Below are 22,997 nucleotides of genomic sequence, written 5' to 3'. Positions count from 1 at the left end.
TATAGAGAACGGGAGTACGGGTAACACTAAAGACACGAAAATCCACGGAACACACGGCGGGTAAAAATATAATAATTAACCGTGTTATTCCGTGAAATATCCGTGTGCCCAGTGTTACCCGTACCTGTACCTTTAATTAAAAAAGCTTTTCAATAATTAACGTCCCGCCAATTGCAAGCAGTTGTACTGCATTTATGATTAAAAAGTTCTTAACAGCTAATACAAATGTATCTTTCTTGCTCTGATTCTTATAGAAGCTGCTGATATTCCTGTTTACAGGTATGAAGGTAAGAAGCGTAAGCGCTGTTGCGGCAGGAGTTATACCCAAAAGCAAAAGTATTATCAAGTCATAATAGGTTATGTAATACAAGGCTTTAAATATTGATAGTGCTTTTTCCCTTCCCACATAGATTGGAAGAGTGTAACGCCTGTTCTCCAGGTCATCCTCAATATCGCATATGTTGTTTGCCAGCATAATGTTTGCAATACCGCTCACCGTAGGTATTGAAAGCAGAAAGATATAAAGCACTTCCTTCAGGTTGAAGCTTAGACCAAGCATACTTCCGTCAAAGGCTAAATTAACTAATCCCATATCATAAACATGTGCATATATGGATATGAATACAATTAAGAAGCCCATGAATAAGCCTGAAAGCATTTCTCCCAGAGGCGTCCTGGATATAGGTACAGGTCCAAAGGAGTATAGTATTCCTACAGCAAAGGACAAAGCCCCCAACAGCAAAGTAACAGGTGTGGTATTTAAGAACAGCAAAAAGCCGAATACAGAGGCAACAGCCAACAGCGAGAATATTGTAAATAAAACCGTTGACTCCTTCAAATTATAGCTTACTATGGCATTATGGCTCTCGTAACCATAGCCATGGGTTTTATGCGCTTTCTTGTAATCATAGTAATTATTTATTGCTGTTGTAACCATATCAAAGGATATCAGTGCTATAAACAGCATTATAAAATTCTTGGGATTGAACCTTCCAAAGCGGTAGACGGAATACAGCGTACCCAATGCAAAGGGTATAACACTTGCCACCTTCGTCGGTATTTCTACTAGCTTCAAAAAGCTTACCAATGACATTTTTATTCTCCTTTATGTAAATATCTCTATTGTTTTTCTGGTTCTTTGCTTTTCTTATCACTAAAAAACCTGTCATACAAGTATTTTATATCCTCATCAATAAACCTGTGCTTTGTTTCCTTAATATTGAACTTGAAGATTTTAAATGCAAACTGTACAAAATATCCGGCAGACAATGCCATAACAACAGTTCCTATCCCTACCGAGCCCCCAAGGACATAACCCATGGTAAGAACGCTGAATTCGATGCAATTTCTTAAGAACCTGACTGATTTGGTGGTCCTTTTTGTCAGGGCGACCATCAATCCATCCCTTGGACCGGAGCCCAGTCCGGCACTTATATAAAAGTAGCTCGCCATACCAATTGTAAACATGCCCAGAAGCATCTCAATAAACCTCGGAGCTAGCGACTGAAATACCGGAACCAAGTGGTTAAGCATTAGTATATCCAAAAAAACTCCTATAAATATCATGTTTGACAGTGTCCCCCAGCCCAATCTTTCTCCAAAGAGGCTGTCCAGTATCACAAATACTATTCCCACATATATGCTTGCTTGCCCCATTGTTATACCTATATTCTTTGAAAGCCCCTGGTGAAATACCTCCCACGGTGCGAGACCCAGGTTGGCATTGATAGTCATTACAATCCCCAAAGCATATAGAAAAAGTCCTAAGTACAGCTTTGCTATACGTTTTATTATCTTCTTCACTTGCATCCCCCTTCAAACGTGTTATATCTAGTTTACCGTAAAGTGAAAAAGATGTCTATGATTAGACATCTTTCTTATTAAAGGGCATCTATTCTATCTGTAGCTTTCTCGAATAATAAGCTCTGTAGGAAGTATGACCTTTTTGGCTATATCCCTTTTTTCCTTTATTCTCTCCAGCAGCAGTCCTACTGCAGTCACTCCCATGAATTCCGTATGTACTCTAACAGTGCTGAGGGGAGGTATCAGATACTTGGAAGTATGAATATCATTAAAGCTTACTATGCCGACATCATGAGGTACATTTAAGCCCGATTCGTACAACGCCTGTATGACACCCATTGCCATTGAATCACTGGCCACAAAAAATACAGTAGGGATTTCCCCTTTTTCAATGGCTTTCTTCATCATGCTGTAGCCCGCCTCCGTTGTAAAAGAACCAATATAGATATTCCTCTCGTCATATATGCCTTTATCCTTGGTAAAATCACGGTATGTCCTTTCCCGCTCATCCACTAAAGGTTCCTTTTGCTTGCCCACATACTCCCTTCCTCCGATAAAGCCTATCCTTCTGTGTCCGCGACCGAACATATGCTCCAGCACTTCCCTGGTTGCGCTCTTTATATCAACGACTACTGAATCATATACCTTTTCATTGGGTGAGGAATCAATAAAGACTATGTTCTTGGAAAACATTGAAAGTCCCTGTATATCCTCTTGACTGAACTTTCCTATAGCAATGAAGCCGTCCAGGTCATCAAGCTCACCTGTGGCATATTTTTCCCCATCTTTAAAAATAGAAGCAAATTCAACCTTCTTATTGAAGCATTCGTTTTCAATTCCCTTAGCCACAGAAAGATAATAGGGATCTCCAAGCTCGTCTTTTTGCGAATACCAGTGAATGACTCCTATTCTAATCCTCTTATTGAGGTTTCTGCTTCTTTGCCTCATAGTCTGGTATCCCAATTCTTCTGCTACTTCAAAAATCTTTTTTCTTGTATCATCAGAAACGTTGAGACTTGCATCATGGTTCAATACCCGAGATACTGTTGCCAATGATACTCCTGCCAGTTTTGCAATGTCTTTCAAAGTAGCCATTTAAACTCTTCCTTTCAAAGTTATCCTGCTCTCAAATGGTTTATATATTATATCGCCATACACAATTTCCCTATCAGTATGATTGCACATGATAAGCCACTCTTCCCCATCACAATCTCTTGTATAAGCTTCCAGCCCTTCCGGGGATTCCAAATGGCGGATGCCGCAATATGAAACTATTTCCTTGGCAATGCTCTTCAGTGTCTCACCATCTGCTCCACCGCCTATATAGTAAACCTTTCCCTTAATATACTCATTTACCGTTATACAGGCATTCTGGCTGTAAAATCTGTCAGAGTAATTATACAGAGCTTCTGCGGATTCAGTGGTTATTATATCACGCCATACCCGGCAGTATCCGCTCCTGCCATTATGCTTTCCCTGCCCAAGGATTTGCACTTCCTGTCCTGCCTGTAAGGATTCTGCTTCCTTTATACAAATTCCTGCAAAATCTCTTATATTACATGGAAATACTTGCCCAAAATTTATATTATTATTCCTGTCTTTAACTCCTGACCTGAAGGAAAATAGGACAGTGCCGCCCTTTGCCGCAAATTCCCTGAGGCGTTCGGAAAGCTCCTCATCTATAATCTGCATCACAGGTACGATAAGCACCTTATAGTCAGAAAAGCCTACTCTAGTGCTCACTACATCCATGCCTGCATTCAAGCTGTAAAATGGGGTATATAATCGCACCAGTTCATTGGTGAAATCAAATTCGGAAGACTGCTGCTGGCAATGCCAGGACCAGATATTATCAAAATCATACAGTACCGCAATATCTGATTTGATTTCACTCTGCAGCACCCTTTCATACTTACGCACATCTTCCATAAAGGACTGCACTTCATAAAACTTCCTGCCTGTCTCATTGTCCTGATCTATTATTCCTAGGCAGAACTGTTCCGCTCCCCGTGTCATTCCCCTCCACCTGAAGAAAAGCAGATTTTCACAGCCATGGGCCATTGCCTGGTAAGCCCACAGCTTAGCCTGCTCAGGTCGGGGCAGGTAGCCTATCACATTATGTCCTTGAGCACCCATGAGTTCTTCCACAATCCAGTAATTTTTCTTCTTTAACCCTCTGATATAGTCATGAGTCATGGCAATATGCGCCGGTGCCAGCGGTTCCATCAAGCCTCCCCAGACAGGGTAGTTGTCATAGGCTGCAAAATCCAGCTCCGCCGCCATTATATTCAGATCATACGACTTGTCAAAGAAACCTCCCGAAAAGTTATGAGTGACCTGCTGATGGGCTCCCTTATGCTCCTTTACCAGATTAATCTGGAGCTTTCCAAAGCTGTTTACTGAGTAACATCTAAATCTTGCCCAATCCAGTCTGAGTGAAGGATTATGGGTAGTAATTGTTGGCTGGGGCATCGGAATCTCATCAAAGGAATTATAGGTCTGTCCCCAGAAAATTGTTCCATAAATCTTATTCAGTGTTTCAACATCCTTGTATTTATCCTTCAAAAACTTCCTGAAACCGTCGCAGCACTGTTCACAATAGCACATATCACTGCCTTCATGACCGAATTCATTGTCAATCTGCCATGCAATTACAGCTTCCTCAGTTCTATAGTGAGAAACCAGCTTCTCTACAATTTTGCTGCTGTATTCTCTATAAGTCTGTGAATTAAAGCAATACTGCCTTCTGCCCCCAAACACCCTGATATGACCATATTCATCCTTTGATAGAATTGACGGGTGTTTTGCAGCAAGCCATGCAGGAAATGTGGCCGTGGGAGTCCCAAACATTATCTTGAGATTATGCTCCTTGGCCTTACTGATAACCATATCAAAAAATGAAAAGTCAAAGTGTCCCTCCGAGCTCTCCATCATATGCCAGGCAAACTCTCCGATACGGATGATATTAGCTCCCATTTCACCCATCCGTCTCATATCATCATCCACCATGTCTCTATCCCAATGTTCAGGATAATAATCCACTCCCAAGTACACTATAATACCTCCAGTTTGAACACCGTTCTTTCATTATAGCTGCTGCCCGCAGAAAGCACCGCTGAATTAAAACCCTCATGGTTAATACCATCCGGCTCATACTGGGTCTCAAAGCATATGCCGTCATACTTGCTTCCTGCTTTATCATACTTAAGCCTCTCATTATTAGCAAAGTTGTAGGTGTATATAACTACACATGGGTATGTAGTACTAACAGTCATCTTTCTGCCGCTCTGCTCATCATGCAATTCCACTTGTGCTTCCTTGCAGGAAAGCAGCCATGGGTGGTCATAACCGTTGGCAATTCGCAGCGGTAAATAATCACTCTCAATATCTCTCCCAATAAGCTTCTCACTGTTGAAGTCCATGGGAGTATCCTTAACATCCAGTATTTTTCCCGTAGGGACCAGATTGTTGTCCGTCTCAAGGAAGCTATCAGACTTTACCTTTAGATGCTGTTCCGTGACTTTTCTCTTATAATTCCCTGAAAGGTTGAAATAACTATGGTTAGTTAGATTGCAGATAGTGTCTTTGTCTGAAAGCGCTTGATATTCAATAATCAGCTCATTGTCTTCAGTCAAGGTATATATTACTTTAGCCTCAAGGTTCCCAGGATAGCCCTGTTCCATATCCTTACTGACGCATGTGAACTCAACGCTTGCTCTATCTTCCTTTTCGGATATGCTATAATCCCAGTTTTTGAAGCTGAATCCCCCTGAGCCCCCATGAATATTATTAATACCTGCATTTTTGTCCAATTGGTATTGTTCCCCGGAAAGCTTGAAGCTTCCTCCTCCAATTCGTCCTGCGGTCCTTCCGACTATAACTCCGAAATAAGGGATATTTTTGATATAGTCATCCATATTCTCATAAGTAAGTACGATGTTTTCAAGTCTACCTTCTCTATCAGGAGTGTGAAGCTCGACAATTGAAGCCCCATAGCTCATAAGCTTCAATTCAATGTTATTTTTGTTCCTCAAGGCTATCAGAGCTATATCCTTATCTTCCATTCTTTTGATACTCCCTATACAATACATTCAAAACACCTACCTTATTGAATTAATGAATCTTGAGAAAGCTTCCAGACCTTTGCTGTCCAGCTTGAATACCCCTGCATCCAGAAGCACCTTCTCAAATACCTTCCCGACTTCCGTTCTCAGCACTTTATCCATATCAATATCAGTATTGCCATATTTCTCCTTAAGCTGCAGGAACCAATGCCTATGCTGCTCCAGCTCTTCATGCTGCTCAATGCTTTCAGTTCCCATAAGGCAAGCTTCCAGAAGCTTCAGCTCATTTATAAGTCTGGCCGGCAGCACTGCAAGTCCCATAACCTCTATAAGTCCGATATTTTCCTTCTTTATGTGGTGAACCTCGCTGTGAGGATGGAATATTCCAAGGGGGTGCTCCTCATTGGTTCTGTTATTTCTCAATACCAAGTCCAGCTCAAACTTTCCCTTCGAATATCTTGCTATCGGCGTAATGGTGTTATGCGGCTCACCCTGTGTTTCCGCTATTATGTCAACACTTTCGTCACTGTATTTCCTCCAAGCTTCAAGGATTTTTCCTCCCAGCGCTGAGAGCCGTTCTCTATTACCACTTCTTATTCGTATAACTGACATCGGCCAATTGACAATACAAGCTTCTACGTCCTCATAGTCTTTGATGCTGACCTCTTTAAGGACCGATGCGGTTTCCATCGCAAACTTATAGTTGCCCCCCTGGAAATGGTCATGTGTAAGTATAGAGCCTCCTACAATGGGCAAATCTGCATTGGATCCTATGAAATAGTGCGGAAACTTTTCAATAAACTCCAAGAGCCTGTCAAAGGTGGTTTTAGAAATCCTCATGGGTTCATGACTATCCTTGAATACTATTGAATGCTCATTATAATAAACATATGGCGAGTATTGCAAAAACCATTTTTCTTCGCACAGCTCCAAAGGTATAATCCTATGGTTATGTCTTGCCGGATGATTCAACGTGCCGGCAAATCCCTCATTTTCCTTACATAAAAGACATTTTGGATAAGAAGTGGCTCTTATATTCTTTGAGGCGGCAATAGCTATAGGGTCCTTTTCCGGCTTTGAGAGATTTATTGTGATATCCAGTTCTCCAAAAGCTGTATCAGCTTTCCAGCTCGCGTTTTTGCTTGTACGCTCCGTTCTAATATAGTTTGATGCTATTGACATGCCATAGTAATTATAAGTAGCTGTCACCGGGGATTTTTCATAGTCGCTGTAGAACTTTCTTATCACCTCACTGGGTCGGGGCATGAAGCAGTCCATAAGTTTGGTATCCAGCAAGTCCCTATAAGTGACGGTATTTTCACCAAGCACTCCCTTTTCATAGGCATAGTCCAGGATTTCATCCAAAATCGGGTGTGGATTCGTAAGTTTTTCGGTATCTGCCTCAATATCCTCATACTCGTCAAGCTTCAAAATCTCCAGAAGTCTGTTGCGTACATATAGTTCATCTTCCTTATTTATCAAGCCTTTATCCAAACCATAGTTTATAAGGCGTTTTATCTGTTTGTATATGTTCAATTGAAAATCACCTCTATTTAAAAGATGCGGCGAAGGGAACGGGTACCACGGAACACACGGAATTTCCACGGATTCCTACGGAATATCACGGTTAAGTATTATATACGATATAGCTACATTAGTAAATTTCGATACATGCCTCGTTATCGAATATCATTTATATATAAATATTTTATTCGCCGTGTATTCAGTGGGTTTCAGTGTTTTTCCGAAGGAAATCCGTGGTACCCGTTCCTCTACCTGCAAGGAATACCCAAGCTTTGCAGTAATTTATTTCTTCTCAAACCCTGAGGGATTGTTCTTATGCCACTTCCAGGCTGAAGCTACTATATCATCTACCTTATTGAAGCTTGGCTCCCAACCCAGCTTCTCTTTGGCTTTTTTGCTGGAGGCAATAAGGGTGGAGGGATCTCCAGCTCTTCTTGGGCATAGTACTGCCGGTATCGGGTGATTCGTTACCCTCCTGGCTGCTTCTACCATTTCCTTTACTGAAAACCCTTCACCGTTTCCAAGGTTGTACACTGCACTTGCTGACCCTTCTCTCAAGCTGTTGAGAGCAAGGATATGCGCATCCACCAAGTCCATCACATGGATATAGTCCCTTATGCAGGTGCCGTCATTAGTATCATAATCATCGCCATATATAGCAATGCTTTCGCGCTTTCCAAGAGGTACCTGGAGTATAAGTGGTATCAAGTGGGTCTCAGGGTCATGATCCTCACCTATTATCCCATTTTCATGGGCTCCGGCCACATTAAAATATCTAAGCGCTATATATTTTATGCCATGAGCATTATCCGCCCACTTCATCATTTTTTCCATTGCAAGCTTTGTTTCTCCGTAAGGGTTGGTCGGCAGTGTCCTGTCAGTCTCAAGTATCGGAATGCTCTCAGGTTCTCCATAAGTTGCTGCTGAGGATGAAAAGACAATTTTATCAACCTGATGCTTGCTCATAGCCTCTAACAGGACTTGCGTGCCATGAACATTATTGTCATAATACGCCAGCGGCTCCTTCATGCTAACTCCTACCAATGAATTTGCCGCAAAATGAATCACAGCATCAATTTTGTTTTCTTTGAAAACCTTGTCCAGGAATTCCCTGTGCCTTATATCACCTTTATAGAATTTAGCTTTTTTGTGTACTGCATCACTATGACCTGTCTGGAGATTATCAACTACAACAACCTCTTCCTTTTTGTCAATAAGGCCATAAACACAATGGGAACCTATATAGCCTGCACCTCCGCATACTAAAACCGCCATAACAAAACCCTCCCTATAAAACCTTTTTAAATGTGCAACAAGAGGCAGTTTAAAGAAAAACCACCTCTTGCAAAAAACTTATATTTGTCTGGCTCCGTCACCTATTGAAGCCACATAGAAATCTGCCTTGTACCCTATTTTGTCCAAGTATTCCATACCAACCTTTTCAACGAAGCCGGGAATGCCCTCGTTGTGAACCAAACTTACAGTACAGCCCCCAAAGCCTGCACCTGTCATCCTTGACCCTATCGCACCGTTGCTCCATGCTGCCGACACCAAAGTGTCAAGCTCAACGCCGGTAACCTCGTAATCATCCCTTAATGAGATATGTGAAGCGTTCATCAGTTGACCAAAGCTCATTATGTCCCCTTCATCCAATGCCTTCACAGCTTTAATGGTTCGCTGGTTTTCATACACTGCATGCTTGGCACGCTTTCTTTGAGCTTCGTCGACTATCAAATACTTATTCTTCTCATACTCTTCTTCATCCAAATCTCCAAGAGAGGATATCTGGAGCTTCTGCTGCAGTGCAGACAGGGCACCCTCGCACTGGCTTCTTCTCTCGTTATATTTGGAATCCGCCAAACCTCGGCGTTTGTTGGTATTAGCTATGACTATGGATACGCCCTCCATGTTTACCGGAACATATTTATATCCCAAGGTAGTGGTATTCAAAAGCATTGCATGATTTTTTCTTCCCATGCCGCAGGCGAACTGATCCATTATTCCGCAGTTAACTCCATTGAACTTGTTTTCCGATCTCTGGCTAAGCTTTACCATTCCAATCATATCAACATTCAATTGAAATAAACTCTTTATAGCAACGCTGGTTGCCAGTTCAATAGATGCGCTGGAAGACAAGCCTGCTCCATTTGGGATATTTCCAAAGAACATTATGTCCAGTCCCTTATCAATGTTAAACCCTGCATCCTTAAAGGTCTTTACTATTCCCTTAGGGTAATTGGCCCAATCATGAGCTTTATCATAAACCAAGCTGCTTATATCGGCATCAATAATGCCCAGACTCTCAAAATTCTTTGAGAACAGCCTCAGCTTCGAGTCCTGCCTTTTATGAGCAATTGCATAGGTCCCAAAGGTCAAAGCACACGGAAATACGTGTCCACCGTTATAATCTGTATGTTCGCCAATCAAATTCACTCGACCGGGTGCAAAGAACTTATATACATCTTCTATTATACCAAATAAATCTTTAAATTCATCTATCAATACATCCACATTCATTGAAACACCCCTAAACAAAATTCCAGACTATGTTATCTCTTCTTAATATATTTCCTTGTGTCTATAGCTACTGCAGTTATTATGATCAGACCTTTTATAATATACTGCAGGTAAGGGTTAACCCCTATAAATGCTAAACCATAGTTGATTACCTGGAATATCAGAACCCCTATTACAATTCCACTGACTGTACCAATACCACCGCTGAAGGATACCCCGCCTACTACGCAGGCTGCAATAGCATCCAACTCATACATGTTACCGGTGTTGTTGGTAGCACTTCCTACACGGCCTGCTTCCAAAGCACCTGCAAATCCGTACATAGCCCCTGCCAGTGTATATACAATCAGTAAAGTCTTTACAAGGTTTACTCCGGATACAACAGCAGCTTCAGGATTGCCTCCAACTGCAAATATATTTTTACCGAAACGGGTCTTATTCCATAATATCCACATAAATATCGTAGCAATGGTAGCATAAATAACCAGGTATGGTATAAGAAAACCACCGATATTAAAGCTGCCCTGGGCAAAATGCATGAATCTTTCATCAAGACCGCCTATAGGCTGTGCCCCATAAGGAGGACGGTCAAAGTATATTGAGTTTACACCATATATGATAATCATTGAGCCTAATGTGGCTATAAATGGTGTAACATTAAGCTTTGCTACAACAAAACCGTTAATCAGTCCAAAAAATCCGCAAACAACCGCAACAACCAATATTGGCACTATTACTGGAAGCTGTGGCAGATTAGGATACATACGATACACGTATTCAGGTGCCTGCAGCATTGAAGCACTTATGACTGCTGCCAGACCTACCAAACGACCTGCCGAAAGGTCGGTACCCTGTGTGACGATGAGTCCGCCTATACCTAAAGCAATTATAATACGTGTCGATGCCTGGGATAATATGTTACGGAAGTTAAGTATTGTGACGAAATCCGGAGAGATGACAATTATCACTGTTAAAAGGAATAATAGTATAACAAAAATTGCATTGTTCATCACCCATGGCAGTATATCTTTTATCCTAATGTTCTTTACTTTATTAAAAAATGAGCCTAAAACTTTTTTTATTTTATTAAAAAACGAACCTAACACCTTTATCACTCCTTATCCTATAGAAACTTGGCTGTCAAGCGCAAAATCTCTTCTTGATCGGTATCCTTGGCTTCTACTATTCCGGCAACCCGGCCATTGCTCATTACAAGTATTCTGTCTGCAATGCCCAGAAGCTCCGGCATTTCTGAAGAAACCATTATAATTCCCTTACCCTTGTTGGCAAGGTCAATCATCAGCTGGTATATCTCATACTTTGCGCCAACATCAATACCTCGAGTCGGCTCATCCAGCATAAGGATTTCCGGCTCTGTGAGCAGCCATCTTCCCAGTATGACCTTCTGTTGATTACCACCGGATAATGAGTTTATCAATGTCTTTTGTGAAGGCGTTTTCACACTCATACTGTCAATTACCCACTTGGTATCTTCTTTGGCTTTGCTATCGTTAAATAAGCCGGTTTTGTTAATATACCTGTCCATATTAGCGATAGTTGAATTGAAGTTTACATTCAGCATTGCATATATGCCCGTTGTTCGGCGCTCTTCAGTAACTAATGCAAATCCGTTGTCTATAGCATCCTGTGAAGTCTGATTCTTAACTTCCTTGCCATGTATAGAAATTTTACCAGAGGCTTTATGTCTTATTCCGAATAAGGCTTCAACAATTTCGGTACGCTTGGAGCCTACCAGTCCCGCTATCCCCAGAATCTCTCCCTTTCGAAGATCAAAGGAAACATCCTGTATAGAGGGCTGATATGTCGCCGTAAGGTTCTCAACCTTCAGAATCGTCTCCCCCGGTCTATTGGTTTTCTCCGGGAAACGGTTGGTCAGGTCACGGCCTACCATGAGCTTTATAATTATATCTGTTGTTAGTTCACCAGCAAGCTTTGTTGCTACCCATTTTCCATCACGCATAATCGTGACCTCATCAGAGATCTTCAGTATTTCCTCCATCTTATGAGATATATAGATAATCCCTACTCCTTTTTCTTTCAAAGCTCTGATTATCTTGAACAGATGGTTAACTTCCCTTTCAGTAAGGGATGAAGTAGGTTCATCCATTACTATAACCTTTGAATTATATGAAACAGCCTTTGCAATTTCAACCGTTTGCATCTCCGAAACTGTTAATTTGCCTACCTTCATACGTGGGTCAAGTTGAATATCCAAATCTTCGAAAATCTTCTTTGTATCTACATACATCTTTTCTTCATCTATAAAAAGTCCCTTTTTAGGGTAACGTCCCAACCAGATATTATCCATGATATTACGCTGCTTTACCTGGTTCAGTTCCTGGTGCACCATTGATACACCGCTATCCAGCGCTTGTTTTGCATATAAGAAGCTGACTTTCTTTCCTTCAAGGTATATTTCACCGCTGTCAGCATGGTATATACCAAATAGACATTTCATTAGAGTCGATTTGCCCGCTCCATTTTCACCCATCAGAGCATGAACTGTACCCTTGCGCACTTTGAGCTGTACATTGTCCAACGCCTTTACGCCAGGGAATTCCTTGGATATGTTGATCATTTCAAGTAAATACCTATCATTACTATTCATAGGCTACACCCCATTCTATATGCTTCGGGAATCTCGGAGGCTCTGAGCCTCCTCATTTGGGTTTTATCGTTTGCGTCGAGGTCACCCAAATTTGTAAAAACAAGGATGCATGCTTATGCATCCTTGTTTTCATTATAATACTAATTGCTAATTTTTACTATTATTTATAAGCCTCTTCAGCTATGTTCAAGTTGTCCTTTGTGATCTGAACGTATGGTACACGAACAGCCTTTTTGTCGTCGAGCTTCCACTGTGTTCCATCCAATGGATCCTTGCCGTTAGCAGCATTAATAGCTAAATCAGCAGTAGCGCCGCCCTGGTTCTTAGCATCGTTAAGTACTGTACCGAGCATAAGACCGCTCTTTATCTGCTCTAATGCGTCAGGGATAGCGTCAACGCCTACTACAGGCATGTACTTGTCGCCAACGAAGTATCCGTTTGCCTTCAAGGACTGAACAGCACCAAGTGCCATTGCGTCGTTGTTGCAGATAACCATTTCTATCTTGTCGCCATGCTTAGCTATCCAAGCGTCCATTAATTCTTTGCCCTTTACGCTGTCCCACATACCAGTCTGGAGCTCAAGCTCTTCAATCTGGATGCCTGCGTTCTTAACTTCGTCAACTGCAAATTTAGTTCTAGCTTCTGCGTCTGGATGTCCAGGTTCGCCCTTTAAGAGAACATATGACATTTTGCCGTCGCCGTTCTTGTCAAGCTTAGCATTTGCTTTCCAAGCATCAACAATAACTTTACCCTGCATTACGCCGGATTCTGAAGAAGTAGTTCCAACGTACCAAGCTTTGTCATAGCTAGCCAATACATCAGCGCTTGGCTCTTTGTTGAAGAATATAACTGGGAGATTAGCAGCTTTAGCTTTTGAAACTATTGTTGAAGCTGCCTGTGGGTCAACCAGGTTGATTGCAAGTGCTTTTACACCCTTTGAAATCATCATGTCAACCTGTTCGTTCTGAGTTGACTGGTTGTTCTGTGAGTCATTCATTATAAGATCTGCTTTGTCCCCTGCACTCTTTTCTACTGCTCTTCTTACGAAGGACATGAAGTTGTCGTCATACTTATAGATTGTAACACCGATTGTAGGTTTTGTTGCTGCTGGTGCTGCTGCAGCCTCTCCTGGTGCTGCTGCTGGAGCTGGCTTTGGAGCACATGCTGCCAGTGAGAATACAAGAGTTAACGCAAGTACTAATGCAAGAATTCTTTTCACTGATACTTCCCCCTTTATATTTTGGTTACTCATGTTTGAGTGACCTTTCTAATTAAAAATCTACTAAAATTTTAGTTAATTGTCAATATATTTTTTCAATTCAATCATAGTCAAAATTTTTGTTTAAATTTGTGCTATTACAAGTTGACAAACGGCTAGATATCAGCGCATAATAGATAATGTAAAATATTTAAATGTAGTTTTTTCAAGCGAAATTTAGCAAATTATGAGTTCCACAAAATGGAATATTTCACATATATTAATAAAATTCAAGCTATATTTTTAGTAAAACTTTAGTAAAATTCTGTACTTTTTTATGATGATTGGGTAAAAATTTAAGAATACCTCTTCCACCTCATAATAATACCTATCAGCTAGCAACTAATTAATGCCTCTGCTACTTATTTAAGCAATTATTTCTATCCAAGCTTTTTCTTTCAAATTAATATATATGTAAGAATAATGTGTATGTGACGACAAGGAGGATAATTTCTATGTCAGAGGTGTACAAGAATTCTGCCTTTATGTCCTCAGTGAGGACGAAAGACCTGCTTGCAAGAATGACCATCGAGGAAAAAGTCGGACAAATGTGTCAGGTGGATGGAAGAACCGACCCTGAGATGTGGATATTCGAAAGACATATCGGATCATTTCTGCATGTTACTGGAGATGCCCCTATCCGTCTGCAAAAGCTGGCAGCCCAAACCAGATTAGGAATTCCAATATTATTTGGCATTGATGCCATTCATGGTCATGCTTTTCAGAGCGGAGCTACTGTATTCCCTTCACAGCTTGCAATGGCCTCCAGCTGGAACCCCGGACTTTTGGAGGAGGTCGCTCGCATAACAGCGCAAGAGGTCATACTTACCGGACTTCACTGGACTTTTTCGCCAGTTCTGTGCATTGGAAGGGACACTAGGTGGGGCCGTATAGACGAAACCTTTGGAGAAGATCCTCATCTTATTGGCATCCTTGCTTCAGCTATGATAAAAGGCTATCAGGGAAGCAGCCTCAAGGACCCCTTCAGCATACTTGCTTGCGCAAAGCATTATGCCGCCTATGGAGAGACCTTGGGAGGAAGGGATTCCTCAGAGGCAGAAGTCTCAGAACGAAAGCTCCGCTCCATATTCCTGCCTCCTTTCAAAGCAGCAGCAGAAGCAGGCTGTGCAACCTTCATGGCAGGCTATAATGCGATATCCGGTGTACCCTGTTCTGCAAACGAATGGCTGCTAAAGACGGTACTGAAGGAGGAATGGGGGTTTGAAGGCTTCGTAGTCACAGACTGGAATAATGTGGGCTGGCTTCATGCCACCCAGAAAGTTGCTTCAAACATGGAAGAGGCATGTGAAATAGCTGTACATGCAGGCAACGACATGATAATGTCAACGCCGGAATTCTATGATGCCGCATTAAAGCTCGTTAAAGATGGAATTATTAAGGAAGAATATATCGATGAAGCTTGCCATCGTATACTTGAGCTAAAATTCAAGTTAGGCTTATTCGATGACAAGCGTTTCCCTGATACAGCCACAGCCCATGAAATCATTGGCTGTGACAGTCATAAAGCTGCTGCTCGTAAAACTTCGCTCGAGTCAATAGTCCTCCTTAAAAATGAAAATAATATACTGCCGTTGTCAAAAGAAATCAAGAAAATAGCTCTAATAGGCCCTAATTGTAATGATGTACAGGCTCAGTTGGGGGACTGGTCTTTCGGCGCCAGGGATTTATCCAGGGCTGAGTCACCTATGCTGGATTACCATCCTGGATATGATATCAGTTCTATAGTTACTGTGTTTGAAGGTTTAAGAAAGCGCGCAGGGGATACCATAGAAGTGGTTTATGAAAAAGGCTGCGATATACACAGCGAAAATGACCGTCGCATAAAGCAAGCCTTGGAAATAGCTGGGGAGTCAGATGTAATTATTGCTGTTGTAGGTGATGATGTTACACTCAATGGGGAAACTCGCGACAGAGTGGAGCTGAATCTGACAGGAGCTCAGCTGCAGCTGCTTGAGGCACTTAAAAATACAGGAAAGCCCTTGGTAGTGATACTTATAAATGGCAAACCCCTTACTATACCCTGGGTAAAAGAGAATGCAGATGCAATCCTTGAAGCCTGGAATCCTGGAATGGAGGGTGGAAATGCAGTAGCATCCATACTCTTTGGAGATTATAACCCCAGCGGTAAATTGGCAATATCCTTTCCAAGGCATGTAGGCCAGCTGCCGGTATATTACAATCAGCTGCCGGGCTGGCATGGGAACAGCTACGTAGAGATGACAGCTGAACCATTGTTTGCTTTTGGTTTTGGACTGTCCTATAATTATTATAAGTATTCAAATCTTAAAGTTTCTTCATCCAGAATTACTGCAGCTGATGACCTCACAGTATCAGTTGAGGTTCACAACTCAGGAATATATGAAGGTTCAGAGATTGTGCAGCTATATGTCAATGATATTTATAGCTCGGTCACTACCCCCGCAAAGGAGTTAAAGGGCTTTACCCGTGTAACTCTGAAGCCAGGGGAAACAAGGACTGCTGAAATCACAATCCCCATATCCTTGCTTTCCCTTGTTAATAGTGATAACAAGATTGTCATAGAGCCCGGAGAGTTCAAGTTAATGATAGGCAGCTCCTCCAGAGACGAGGATCTTTTGAGTGCTATTATTGAAGTAATATGAAGGTAAGGTGAATAGCAAATGGATTTTGATGCCCATAAATACAGCTATCCTTCAAGAAGGAATATTATATACGGAAGAAAAGGCATGGTTGCTACCTCTCATCCCCTGGCAGCGCAAGCAGGTCTGGAAGTACTAAAAAAAGGCGGCAATGCCATAGATGCAGCTGTCGCGACTGCTGCATGCCTGACAGTAGTTGAGCCTACCTCCAATGGTATTGGAGGAGATGCTTTTGCTCTGGTGTGGTCAAAGGGAAAACTCTACGGATTGAATGCCAGCGGACCCTCCCCCGCCTCTATTCCTCAAGATGTCATTAATAAAGTAGAGAGTCGGGGGATACCCAAGCATGGTTGGATACCCGTCACCGTACCAGGCACCCCTTCTGCATGGGCTGCCCTGTCATCTCGTTTTGGAAGGCTCTCCCTTGCAAAAACCTTAACCCCAGCTGTGGCTTATGCTATTGAAGGGTATCCTGTTGCACCCACTGTTGCAATATCCTGGAGAAAAGCTTATCAGACGTATAAAATAGCTTTAAAAGATGAAATGTTCCAGCCTTGGTTTGAAACCTTCGCACCCATGGGTAGGTCACCCAGGGCAGGCGAGCTATGGGGTTCTCCTGCACACGGAAGAACCTTGCAAGCTATTGGTGAAACAAATGCAGAGTCTTTTTATCGAGGGGACTTGGCTGAGAGAATAACTGACTTCGCCAATAAAAGCGGAGGATATATATCAAAAGCTGATTTGCAGACTTTTGAACCAGAGTGGGTAGAGCCTGTAAGTATCAATTACCGCGGCTATGATGTGTGGGAAATCCCTCCAAACGGACATGGAATTGTTGCTTTAATGGCCTTGAATATCCTCAAGGGTTATGATTTTTCAGAAAAGGATTCAATCGAGACATATCATAGGCAGCTAGAGGCGATGAAGCTTGCATATGCCGATGGATGCAGATACATTGCTGACCGCAGGAATATGAGGGTATCAGTTAACCAGCTGCTTTCAGATGATTTTGCTGCCGCAAGAAGAGAATGCATTGGCAATGAAGCGGTAATGCCTATGCCGGGGCAGCCCGCAAAAAGCGGCACCGTATATTTGGCTGCGGCAGATGAAGAAGGCAATATGGTCTCATTTATCCAAAGCAATTATATGGGCTTCGGTTCAGGTATTGTAATACCGGGAACGGGCATAAGCCTGCACAACAGGGGCTGTAATTTTTCGGCGGATCCTTCCCATGAAAACTGCTTTGCCCCGGGCAAGAAGCCTTATCATACAATAATCCCCGGGTTCCTTACCAAAGGAAACAACCCAATAGGTCCTTTTGGGGTAATGGGTGGCTTTATGCAGCCTCAAGGTCATGTCCAAGTAATAATGAACACTGTAGACTTTCATATGAACCCTCAGGATTGTTTGGATGCACCTAGATGGCAGTGGATTAACGAAAAGAGCATAGACGTGGAGCAGGGTTTTTCACCTGAGGCAATAGAGGGCTTGATAAATAAAGGACATAATGTAAGAGTAATTTCTGATTCTGAAAGTTTCGGAAGAGGTCAAATAATCTGGCGCGATGGGCAGGGCGTAATGGTCGGCGGCACTGAGCCTCGGGCCGATGGTGCAATTGCGGTCTGGTGATTTTTAAAATAATATCAAAGGAGTAGATGAATTATCATCTACTCCTTTTTACTGCTATTTTAAGCTGTTTCGAATACTGGAAATATCGCCAATCAGCAAGTCCGCAAAACCTTTTTCAATCTTTATACCTGACTGTGCCTTGACCTGGTTAAGCAGGGCATTCAGAATATTCGACCTTGTTTTGTCATCTGCCGCTCCTTGAGCAGCTTCCACCTTTGCCATCAGTCCGTTGTATATTCCATTGTCACTGATGAGCTTTAGCTCCAAGCCTTTGTTCAGAAGCTCATCCAGGTGATTGGTATCCGTAATTACTTCCACTGTAATTGTTTTAATTGCCGCATTACCTGCCCTGTCTATTGCGGTCACATCAATTCTGTGGCTTCCAAGAGCAAGAGTCAGTGGTGCTGCAGTTATTTCCGCACTGACAGGATCTCCATCAAGGGTTACTGTTAGTTTCTGCAGTCCGCTAAAAGAATCAGCAGCTTCAATCCTTGTCTCCAGTGCTTCATAATGATAAATCTCAATTCTATCCGGTGCTGCAATGATTGGAGCAGTCTTGTCAATATTAACTATAACAGCCTGTGTTGCCTCCTCGTTATATACCTTATCTATTGATTTAAACTCCAATACGTTTCTTCCCTCAGCAGCAACAACAGCTTCTATGCCTTCAGCCCATTCACCGCCATTTTGCCGATACAATATGTTCTTAACACCAATGCCTGTATCCGCAGCAGCAAAGGAGATCCTGACATTCTGATTGTTATATATGCCCTCTCCAACTGCTCCTTCTGGCACTATATAGGTTGTAACAGGCGCTGTTAAATCTGTGCTCATTCTTCCATCCGCTTCATAGCGAATAGGGTCAGTAAAACTCTTCGCAAATTCAACAGTGGCAGTAATATCTTCAGGACCTTGCTCAAAATTCTGTCCATATATCTTTATCAGCTTGTATTTATTTGTTGTCTGAGTATACATGTAATTGTTTACTACCAATGAGTATGTTGTATCTGGATCAAGCTTTTTCCCGTCTTCATCATACAAATTAACTATCTTGTTTGTTGCTGTACTCCAGGTATATCGGGCGCCTCCAATAAAGGAATCGGGACCGTAGCTGGGACTAATCATAGCATTTAATATTTCCTCAAGCTGCTGTCCCGTCACGTCTACTTTCACCAGAGTATTTCCAAAGGGCTGGACATTAAACAATTCTCCCCATGTGACAGGTCCGGCATCAATATTATCTCGAACGCCCCCGCCATTCATAAGTGCAAAATCAGCATTCATGACATATTTCATCCCATCTGCTATGAAATTTCCAAGTGCCATGTCACCTATTACTCCCTTTGTAGGGTATCCCTTCAGCATAGGAAAATCCGATGTTGCTACTTCTGCATTTACTTTTGACGCTACTTCCTGTTCATATTTTTCGAGAATAGCAGCAACTTCATTGTCAGGCTCTATCTGCCCCTGTATTACTTCAACAATCTCTGCGGATTTACTCACTACATCCTTTGTAACCGGGTCTATTTCCAGATCGATGTCTGCAAATGCATTGCCATATTCCCATGCCTGAACTATGAGCTTGCTGTCCACCAAACCGTCCACTCTCGTATGGCTGTGGCCTGAATAAACGACATCAACTGCATCACTTATACTATTCGCAATTCCAGAAATTACCCCCTTGACCGAATCCCCATCCTGTTCACCGGAAACATGTGCAATCACTATAATTGCTTCTATTCCCTGGGCTTGAAGCTCAGATACATATTTATCAATAGCATCTGCCTCATCGGTGAAGACCAGGTTTGCTATGCCCTCGGGCATTACATTCGCTGGAGTGGCGGTTGTGGCAACTCCTATGAAGCCTATCTTTACTCCGTCCACTTCTTTTATTTCATAGGGTTCAAAAACCAGCTCGCCACTGTCTTTATACTCAATATTAGCCGCAATTAACGGGAAATTCATTCCATCATAGTCGTCAGTTCCATTCTCATGTTCCCCACCATTAACTATTCGCAGCAGCTCATCTATACCTTCATCCAGCTCGTGATTACCTATTGTTCCTACATCAAATCCAATAGACTCCATTATTTCCACTGTGGGTTCATCCTGCAGCAGTGCCGATACAGGAGAGCTTCCGCCTATCATATCGCCGGAGTGGATGATAAAGGTATTGGGATTGTCAGCTTCTCTCTGCCGCAGGTAAGCTGCAAGATAATCCGCTCTTCCGAAGCTTACGCCCGGACGAACTGTTACCGTTGATGTAACATCTATCTTACCGTGCAGGTCATTTGCTCCCAAGATTTGAACCTTGATATTTTCCTGCACCTCATCTCCCATTGGTGCATACCCATTCGCCTCTGCTTCTTCAGCAGATACGAAGAATACTCTTGCCTCGACAGGTATCTTTGCCCACTCCTCTGGGACTACATACTTCCCGGTATAATAATTGCCCACATACCTCAACAGGCCCTTTCCCTGCTCCCTTGCCCTGAATACGAAAGGCAGCTCCAAGAGAGGATTTGTCTCATTCCAAATTCCCAGTCTTGCATCATAGGCAGTCTTGGCAGCCTGCGAATATACTTCATAATCATCGCCTATAGGCCATATGAAATAGCTTGATGCATAGCCTTCTTCCACCATTTCAAGGTTTATATTCAAGCCATCGGATTTTCTTATTACTTGGGCTAATAGACGCCCATAGTCATCTGTGGCTTCTTCTCCAACCTTTATTATTACTTCATCTCCGGCTTCTAAAAGCGTATTTAGATATGCCTTTGCTGCTTCACCATGTTCCTTCTGACTTATGTCAGCATCCGTTGCCAGAGGATAATCGTATGTCTCCGGTGCATCCACATTTACGAACCTTACCTTAGTTATACCAAGCACCGGTGTTGTCAGATGAAGAGTATCACCATCCACTATACTGGCAATTGCTGAGTTATATTCCCCTGAAGCAGACGGATCCTCCGGTTGGGGATTTGAGGGCACAAGGTCATCAGCTTTTCTTGGGATCAATTGATAGGTATTATACTGGCTTAGAATCCCAATAATTTCATACCAATCATTCAGTTGAATATTGCTTACATCAAGTGAGCCTTCCATAACTCGAAGCGTCGTTCCATTAAAAGCTTCATCTATTATGGAAATGTTGTAGCCGCCTCCCGCTGGAGCTGCCGGTACTTCTTCAATGTATCCCGACACTTTCACCAGCTGGCCTTCCAGGGGCTCTGCCAAAGCGGCATCATTCAGGTCTGCAATGGTGATTTGGCTTACTTCCGGGAGCGGTTGACCAGTTTGAAGCACTTCTATTCCGTCTATCTCAGGAACTATCTCGGTTAGCTCCTTGTATTCCTGGATTTCACCCGTGACACGGATCAGGTCTCCCTCTAGAAGGTCAGGGTAACCAGAAGGGTCATATGCAAAAACATTAATACCTGCGGTCTCATCCTGTATGTAAGTGGAAAGCTTCCCTCCTCCGATTGCTGAATTATCTGCAGTCACTACCCCTTTTACTATAACAGTCTGCCCAACCATGGCTTTTGCATCGACAATCGAAACCTGTTCCGGATCTTCTGGAGGTTCAACGTCTCCGACAAATTCCATTGCAGTTGGATTTTTGAGTCCCGGCACGGAATTATACGCCAGTAAATCTCCGGTGACAAGAATCTTTTTCCCGATATTTCCGGGATTGCTCAATAATCCAAACTCTGCTCTAAATGCTGTTGTTAGTTGAACTGATAAAAGTTTTGCAGTATCATCCTCTGTCGAAGAATCTGCCAAAGCAACATTGTAGTCATTGGCAAAGGGTGCTGTGAAATCAAAGCTCTTGCTTCCTGACGTATGGGCTACAATATAGCCCTCCACCGTTGCTGTACCCGAATTGTTTGCAATGGCTTCTGCAACTGTTATTACTTCCCCCTCAGCCTGTGCAATGTTTAGAGGTGCGTAAAGAAAGGATGCCAATAGGAACACAAACACCATAAACATGCAGATTTGCTTTCTGATTTTTTGGCTCACTGTTATATACCCCCTTATATGTATTTATTTAGGTATTACCTATATTTTATTACATGCCAATCCTTAATTCTATAAAGGTCTAAGGATAATTTTTCGACTTAAACCGCAAGGTGTATAAGTCATATATATGCTTATACCAGCGAATAATGGATAATAAAAAAATATGATGGATATACTCTTCCATCATATTTTTGCACTCAGTCCGAATATCGTATTTTTTTTCTTGTCAAAAAGTCATGAAGCCTTTCAAATAAAAGCCCTCCCAAAAACCAGAACGGAATAAAAGAAAGGTTTATTAACCCATCAATCGTATACGGCCCCATGCCATAATTCCACGGGCATCTCCCTATAAGCCCTCTAAGCATCCAACCGGTTGTGTATTCTATCCCAAATATAAGAATGGTGTAAACACCTCCCCTAAGTACAACCGGTAAATTCCTTATTCGGTTGTGTACCGGCTCGAGCAGAACCATAAGACCATATATAGGGAACATCCATATATAGGTCCAAGCTCGCATAGTCAAGTCCCCCCTAAGCAGGGAGCCGAATCCCGTAAATAACGTCTCTGCTACCCATCCAGTCAGTCCATATATAAAAAATCTTATTTTCATGTAGTTATTTTCTGCATACACATAAAAATAATTCGCGGCAAACAAGTAAGTTTACCGCGAATTATTATTTCAGTTCATCCAACTCAGGCTGATCAAATATAAACTTTTCACCATAATTAATCATTATAAACGGTATACCTACCCTGCCACTCTTTTTTATTTCATCAAATTCAGATCTGCTATCCCGCAGCTTGAGATATATCTTCAGGTCCCTCATACTATCTGTAATATCAATATATTCAAAGTTAACGCCATTATTTGAAAGAAACTCTTTCAAAGGTTCACAGTCCGGTCAATGTTTGC

General features: G+C 42.2%; 15 protein-coding genes and 1 pseudogene. 2 read left to right on the top strand and 14 right to left on the bottom strand.

Annotated elements, in window-relative coordinates; all coding sequences use genetic code 11:
• Positions 1-136: 136 nt before the first annotated feature.
• The 11 genes from menA to mglB all read right to left on the bottom strand — a co-directional run bounded on the left by menA (position 137) and on the right by mglB (position 13,756).
• Positions 137-1,093 (bottom strand): 1,4-dihydroxy-2-naphthoate polyprenyltransferase, encoded by a 957-nt coding sequence (menA, locus tag VEB00_17365; GenBank protein ID HYF84775.1) that lies wholly within the window; start codon positions 1,091-1,093, stop codon positions 137-139.
• Positions 1,094-1,119: 26 nt separating this feature from the next.
• Positions 1,120-1,803, bottom strand: a complete 684-nt coding sequence (locus VEB00_17360; GenBank protein HYF84774.1) for a hypothetical protein — start codon at positions 1,801-1,803, stop codon at positions 1,120-1,122.
• A 93-nt stretch (positions 1,804-1,896) separates the two neighbouring features.
• The gene (locus tag VEB00_17355) at positions 1,897-2,898 is read right to left on the bottom strand and encodes a LacI family DNA-binding transcriptional regulator (GenBank protein HYF84773.1); all 1,002 of its coding nucleotides are present in this window, start codon (positions 2,896-2,898) and stop codon (positions 1,897-1,899) included.
• Positions 2,899-4,857, bottom strand: coding sequence for a beta-galactosidase (locus VEB00_17350; protein ID HYF84772.1), 1,959 nt, complete (start codon positions 4,855-4,857; stop codon positions 2,899-2,901).
• A complete protein-coding gene (locus VEB00_17345) occupies positions 4,857-5,867 on the bottom strand; it encodes an aldose epimerase family protein (protein HYF84771.1) in 1,011 nt (336 codons plus the stop codon). Before VEB00_17345 ends, VEB00_17350 begins: the two co-directional genes overlap by 1 nt.
• Before the next feature lie 36 nt (positions 5,868-5,903).
• Positions 5,904-7,403, bottom strand: coding sequence for a UDP-glucose--hexose-1-phosphate uridylyltransferase (gene galT / locus VEB00_17340; GenBank protein ID HYF84770.1), 1,500 nt, complete (start codon positions 7,401-7,403; stop codon positions 5,904-5,906).
• Positions 7,404-7,673: 270 nt separating this feature from the next.
• Entirely contained in the window at positions 7,674-8,666 is a 993-nt protein-coding gene (galE, locus tag VEB00_17335) for a UDP-glucose 4-epimerase GalE (GenBank protein HYF84769.1), read from the bottom strand.
• Positions 8,667-8,744: 78 nt separating this feature from the next.
• Positions 8,745-9,908, bottom strand: a complete 1,164-nt coding sequence (locus VEB00_17330; protein HYF84768.1) for a galactokinase — start codon at positions 9,906-9,908, stop codon at positions 8,745-8,747.
• Between the two features lie 32 nt (positions 9,909-9,940).
• Positions 9,941-10,948, bottom strand: coding sequence for a galactose/methyl galactoside ABC transporter permease MglC (gene mglC, locus VEB00_17325; GenBank protein ID HYF84767.1), 1,008 nt, complete (start codon positions 10,946-10,948; stop codon positions 9,941-9,943).
• A gap of 83 nt (positions 10,949-11,031) precedes the next feature.
• Complete coding sequence (gene mglA, locus VEB00_17320) at positions 11,032-12,537, bottom strand: galactose/methyl galactoside ABC transporter ATP-binding protein MglA (GenBank protein HYF84766.1); 1,506 nt, start codon at positions 12,535-12,537, stop codon at positions 11,032-11,034.
• A 160-nt stretch (positions 12,538-12,697) separates the two neighbouring features.
• Positions 12,698-13,756, bottom strand: a complete 1,059-nt coding sequence (mglB, locus tag VEB00_17315) for a galactose/glucose ABC transporter substrate-binding protein MglB (GenBank protein ID HYF84765.1) — start codon at positions 13,754-13,756, stop codon at positions 12,698-12,700.
• A gap of 494 nt (positions 13,757-14,250) precedes the next feature.
• On the opposite strand from mglB, the gene VEB00_17310 reads away from it, so the two are divergent.
• Both VEB00_17310 and VEB00_17305 read left to right on the top strand, forming a co-directional pair.
• The gene (locus VEB00_17310) at positions 14,251-16,437 is read left to right on the top strand and encodes a glycoside hydrolase family 3 N-terminal domain-containing protein (protein HYF84764.1); all 2,187 of its coding nucleotides are present in this window, start codon (positions 14,251-14,253) and stop codon (positions 16,435-16,437) included.
• Positions 16,438-16,455: 18 nt separating this feature from the next.
• Complete coding sequence (locus VEB00_17305; GenBank protein HYF84763.1) at positions 16,456-18,063, top strand: gamma-glutamyltransferase family protein; 1,608 nt, start codon at positions 16,456-16,458, stop codon at positions 18,061-18,063.
• Between the two features lie 54 nt (positions 18,064-18,117).
• On the opposite strand, the gene VEB00_17300 is transcribed toward VEB00_17305, so the two are convergent.
• The 3 genes and pseudogenes from VEB00_17300 to VEB00_17290 form a co-directional block, all read right to left on the bottom strand.
• On the bottom strand, positions 18,118-22,083 hold the full coding sequence (locus tag VEB00_17300) for a 5'-nucleotidase C-terminal domain-containing protein (GenBank protein ID HYF84762.1): 3,966 nt from the start codon (positions 22,081-22,083) through the stop codon (positions 18,118-18,120).
• 197 nt (positions 22,084-22,280) lie between these two features.
• Positions 22,281-22,694: a hypothetical protein gene (locus tag VEB00_17295; protein ID HYF84761.1), complete on the bottom strand. Its 414-nt coding sequence runs from the start codon at positions 22,692-22,694 to the stop codon at positions 22,281-22,283.
• 64 nt (positions 22,695-22,758) lie between these two features.
• Positions 22,759-22,974, bottom strand: a pseudogene (locus VEB00_17290) (hypothetical protein).
• Between the last annotated feature and the right edge of the window lie 23 nt (positions 22,975-22,997).

This window comes from Clostridia bacterium, assembly GCA_035628995.1.
In the GTDB taxonomy this organism is placed as follows: domain Bacteria; phylum Bacillota; class Clostridia; order Lutisporales; family Lutisporaceae; genus BRH-c25.
This window is presented reverse-complemented; position numbering and strand designations above follow the sequence as displayed.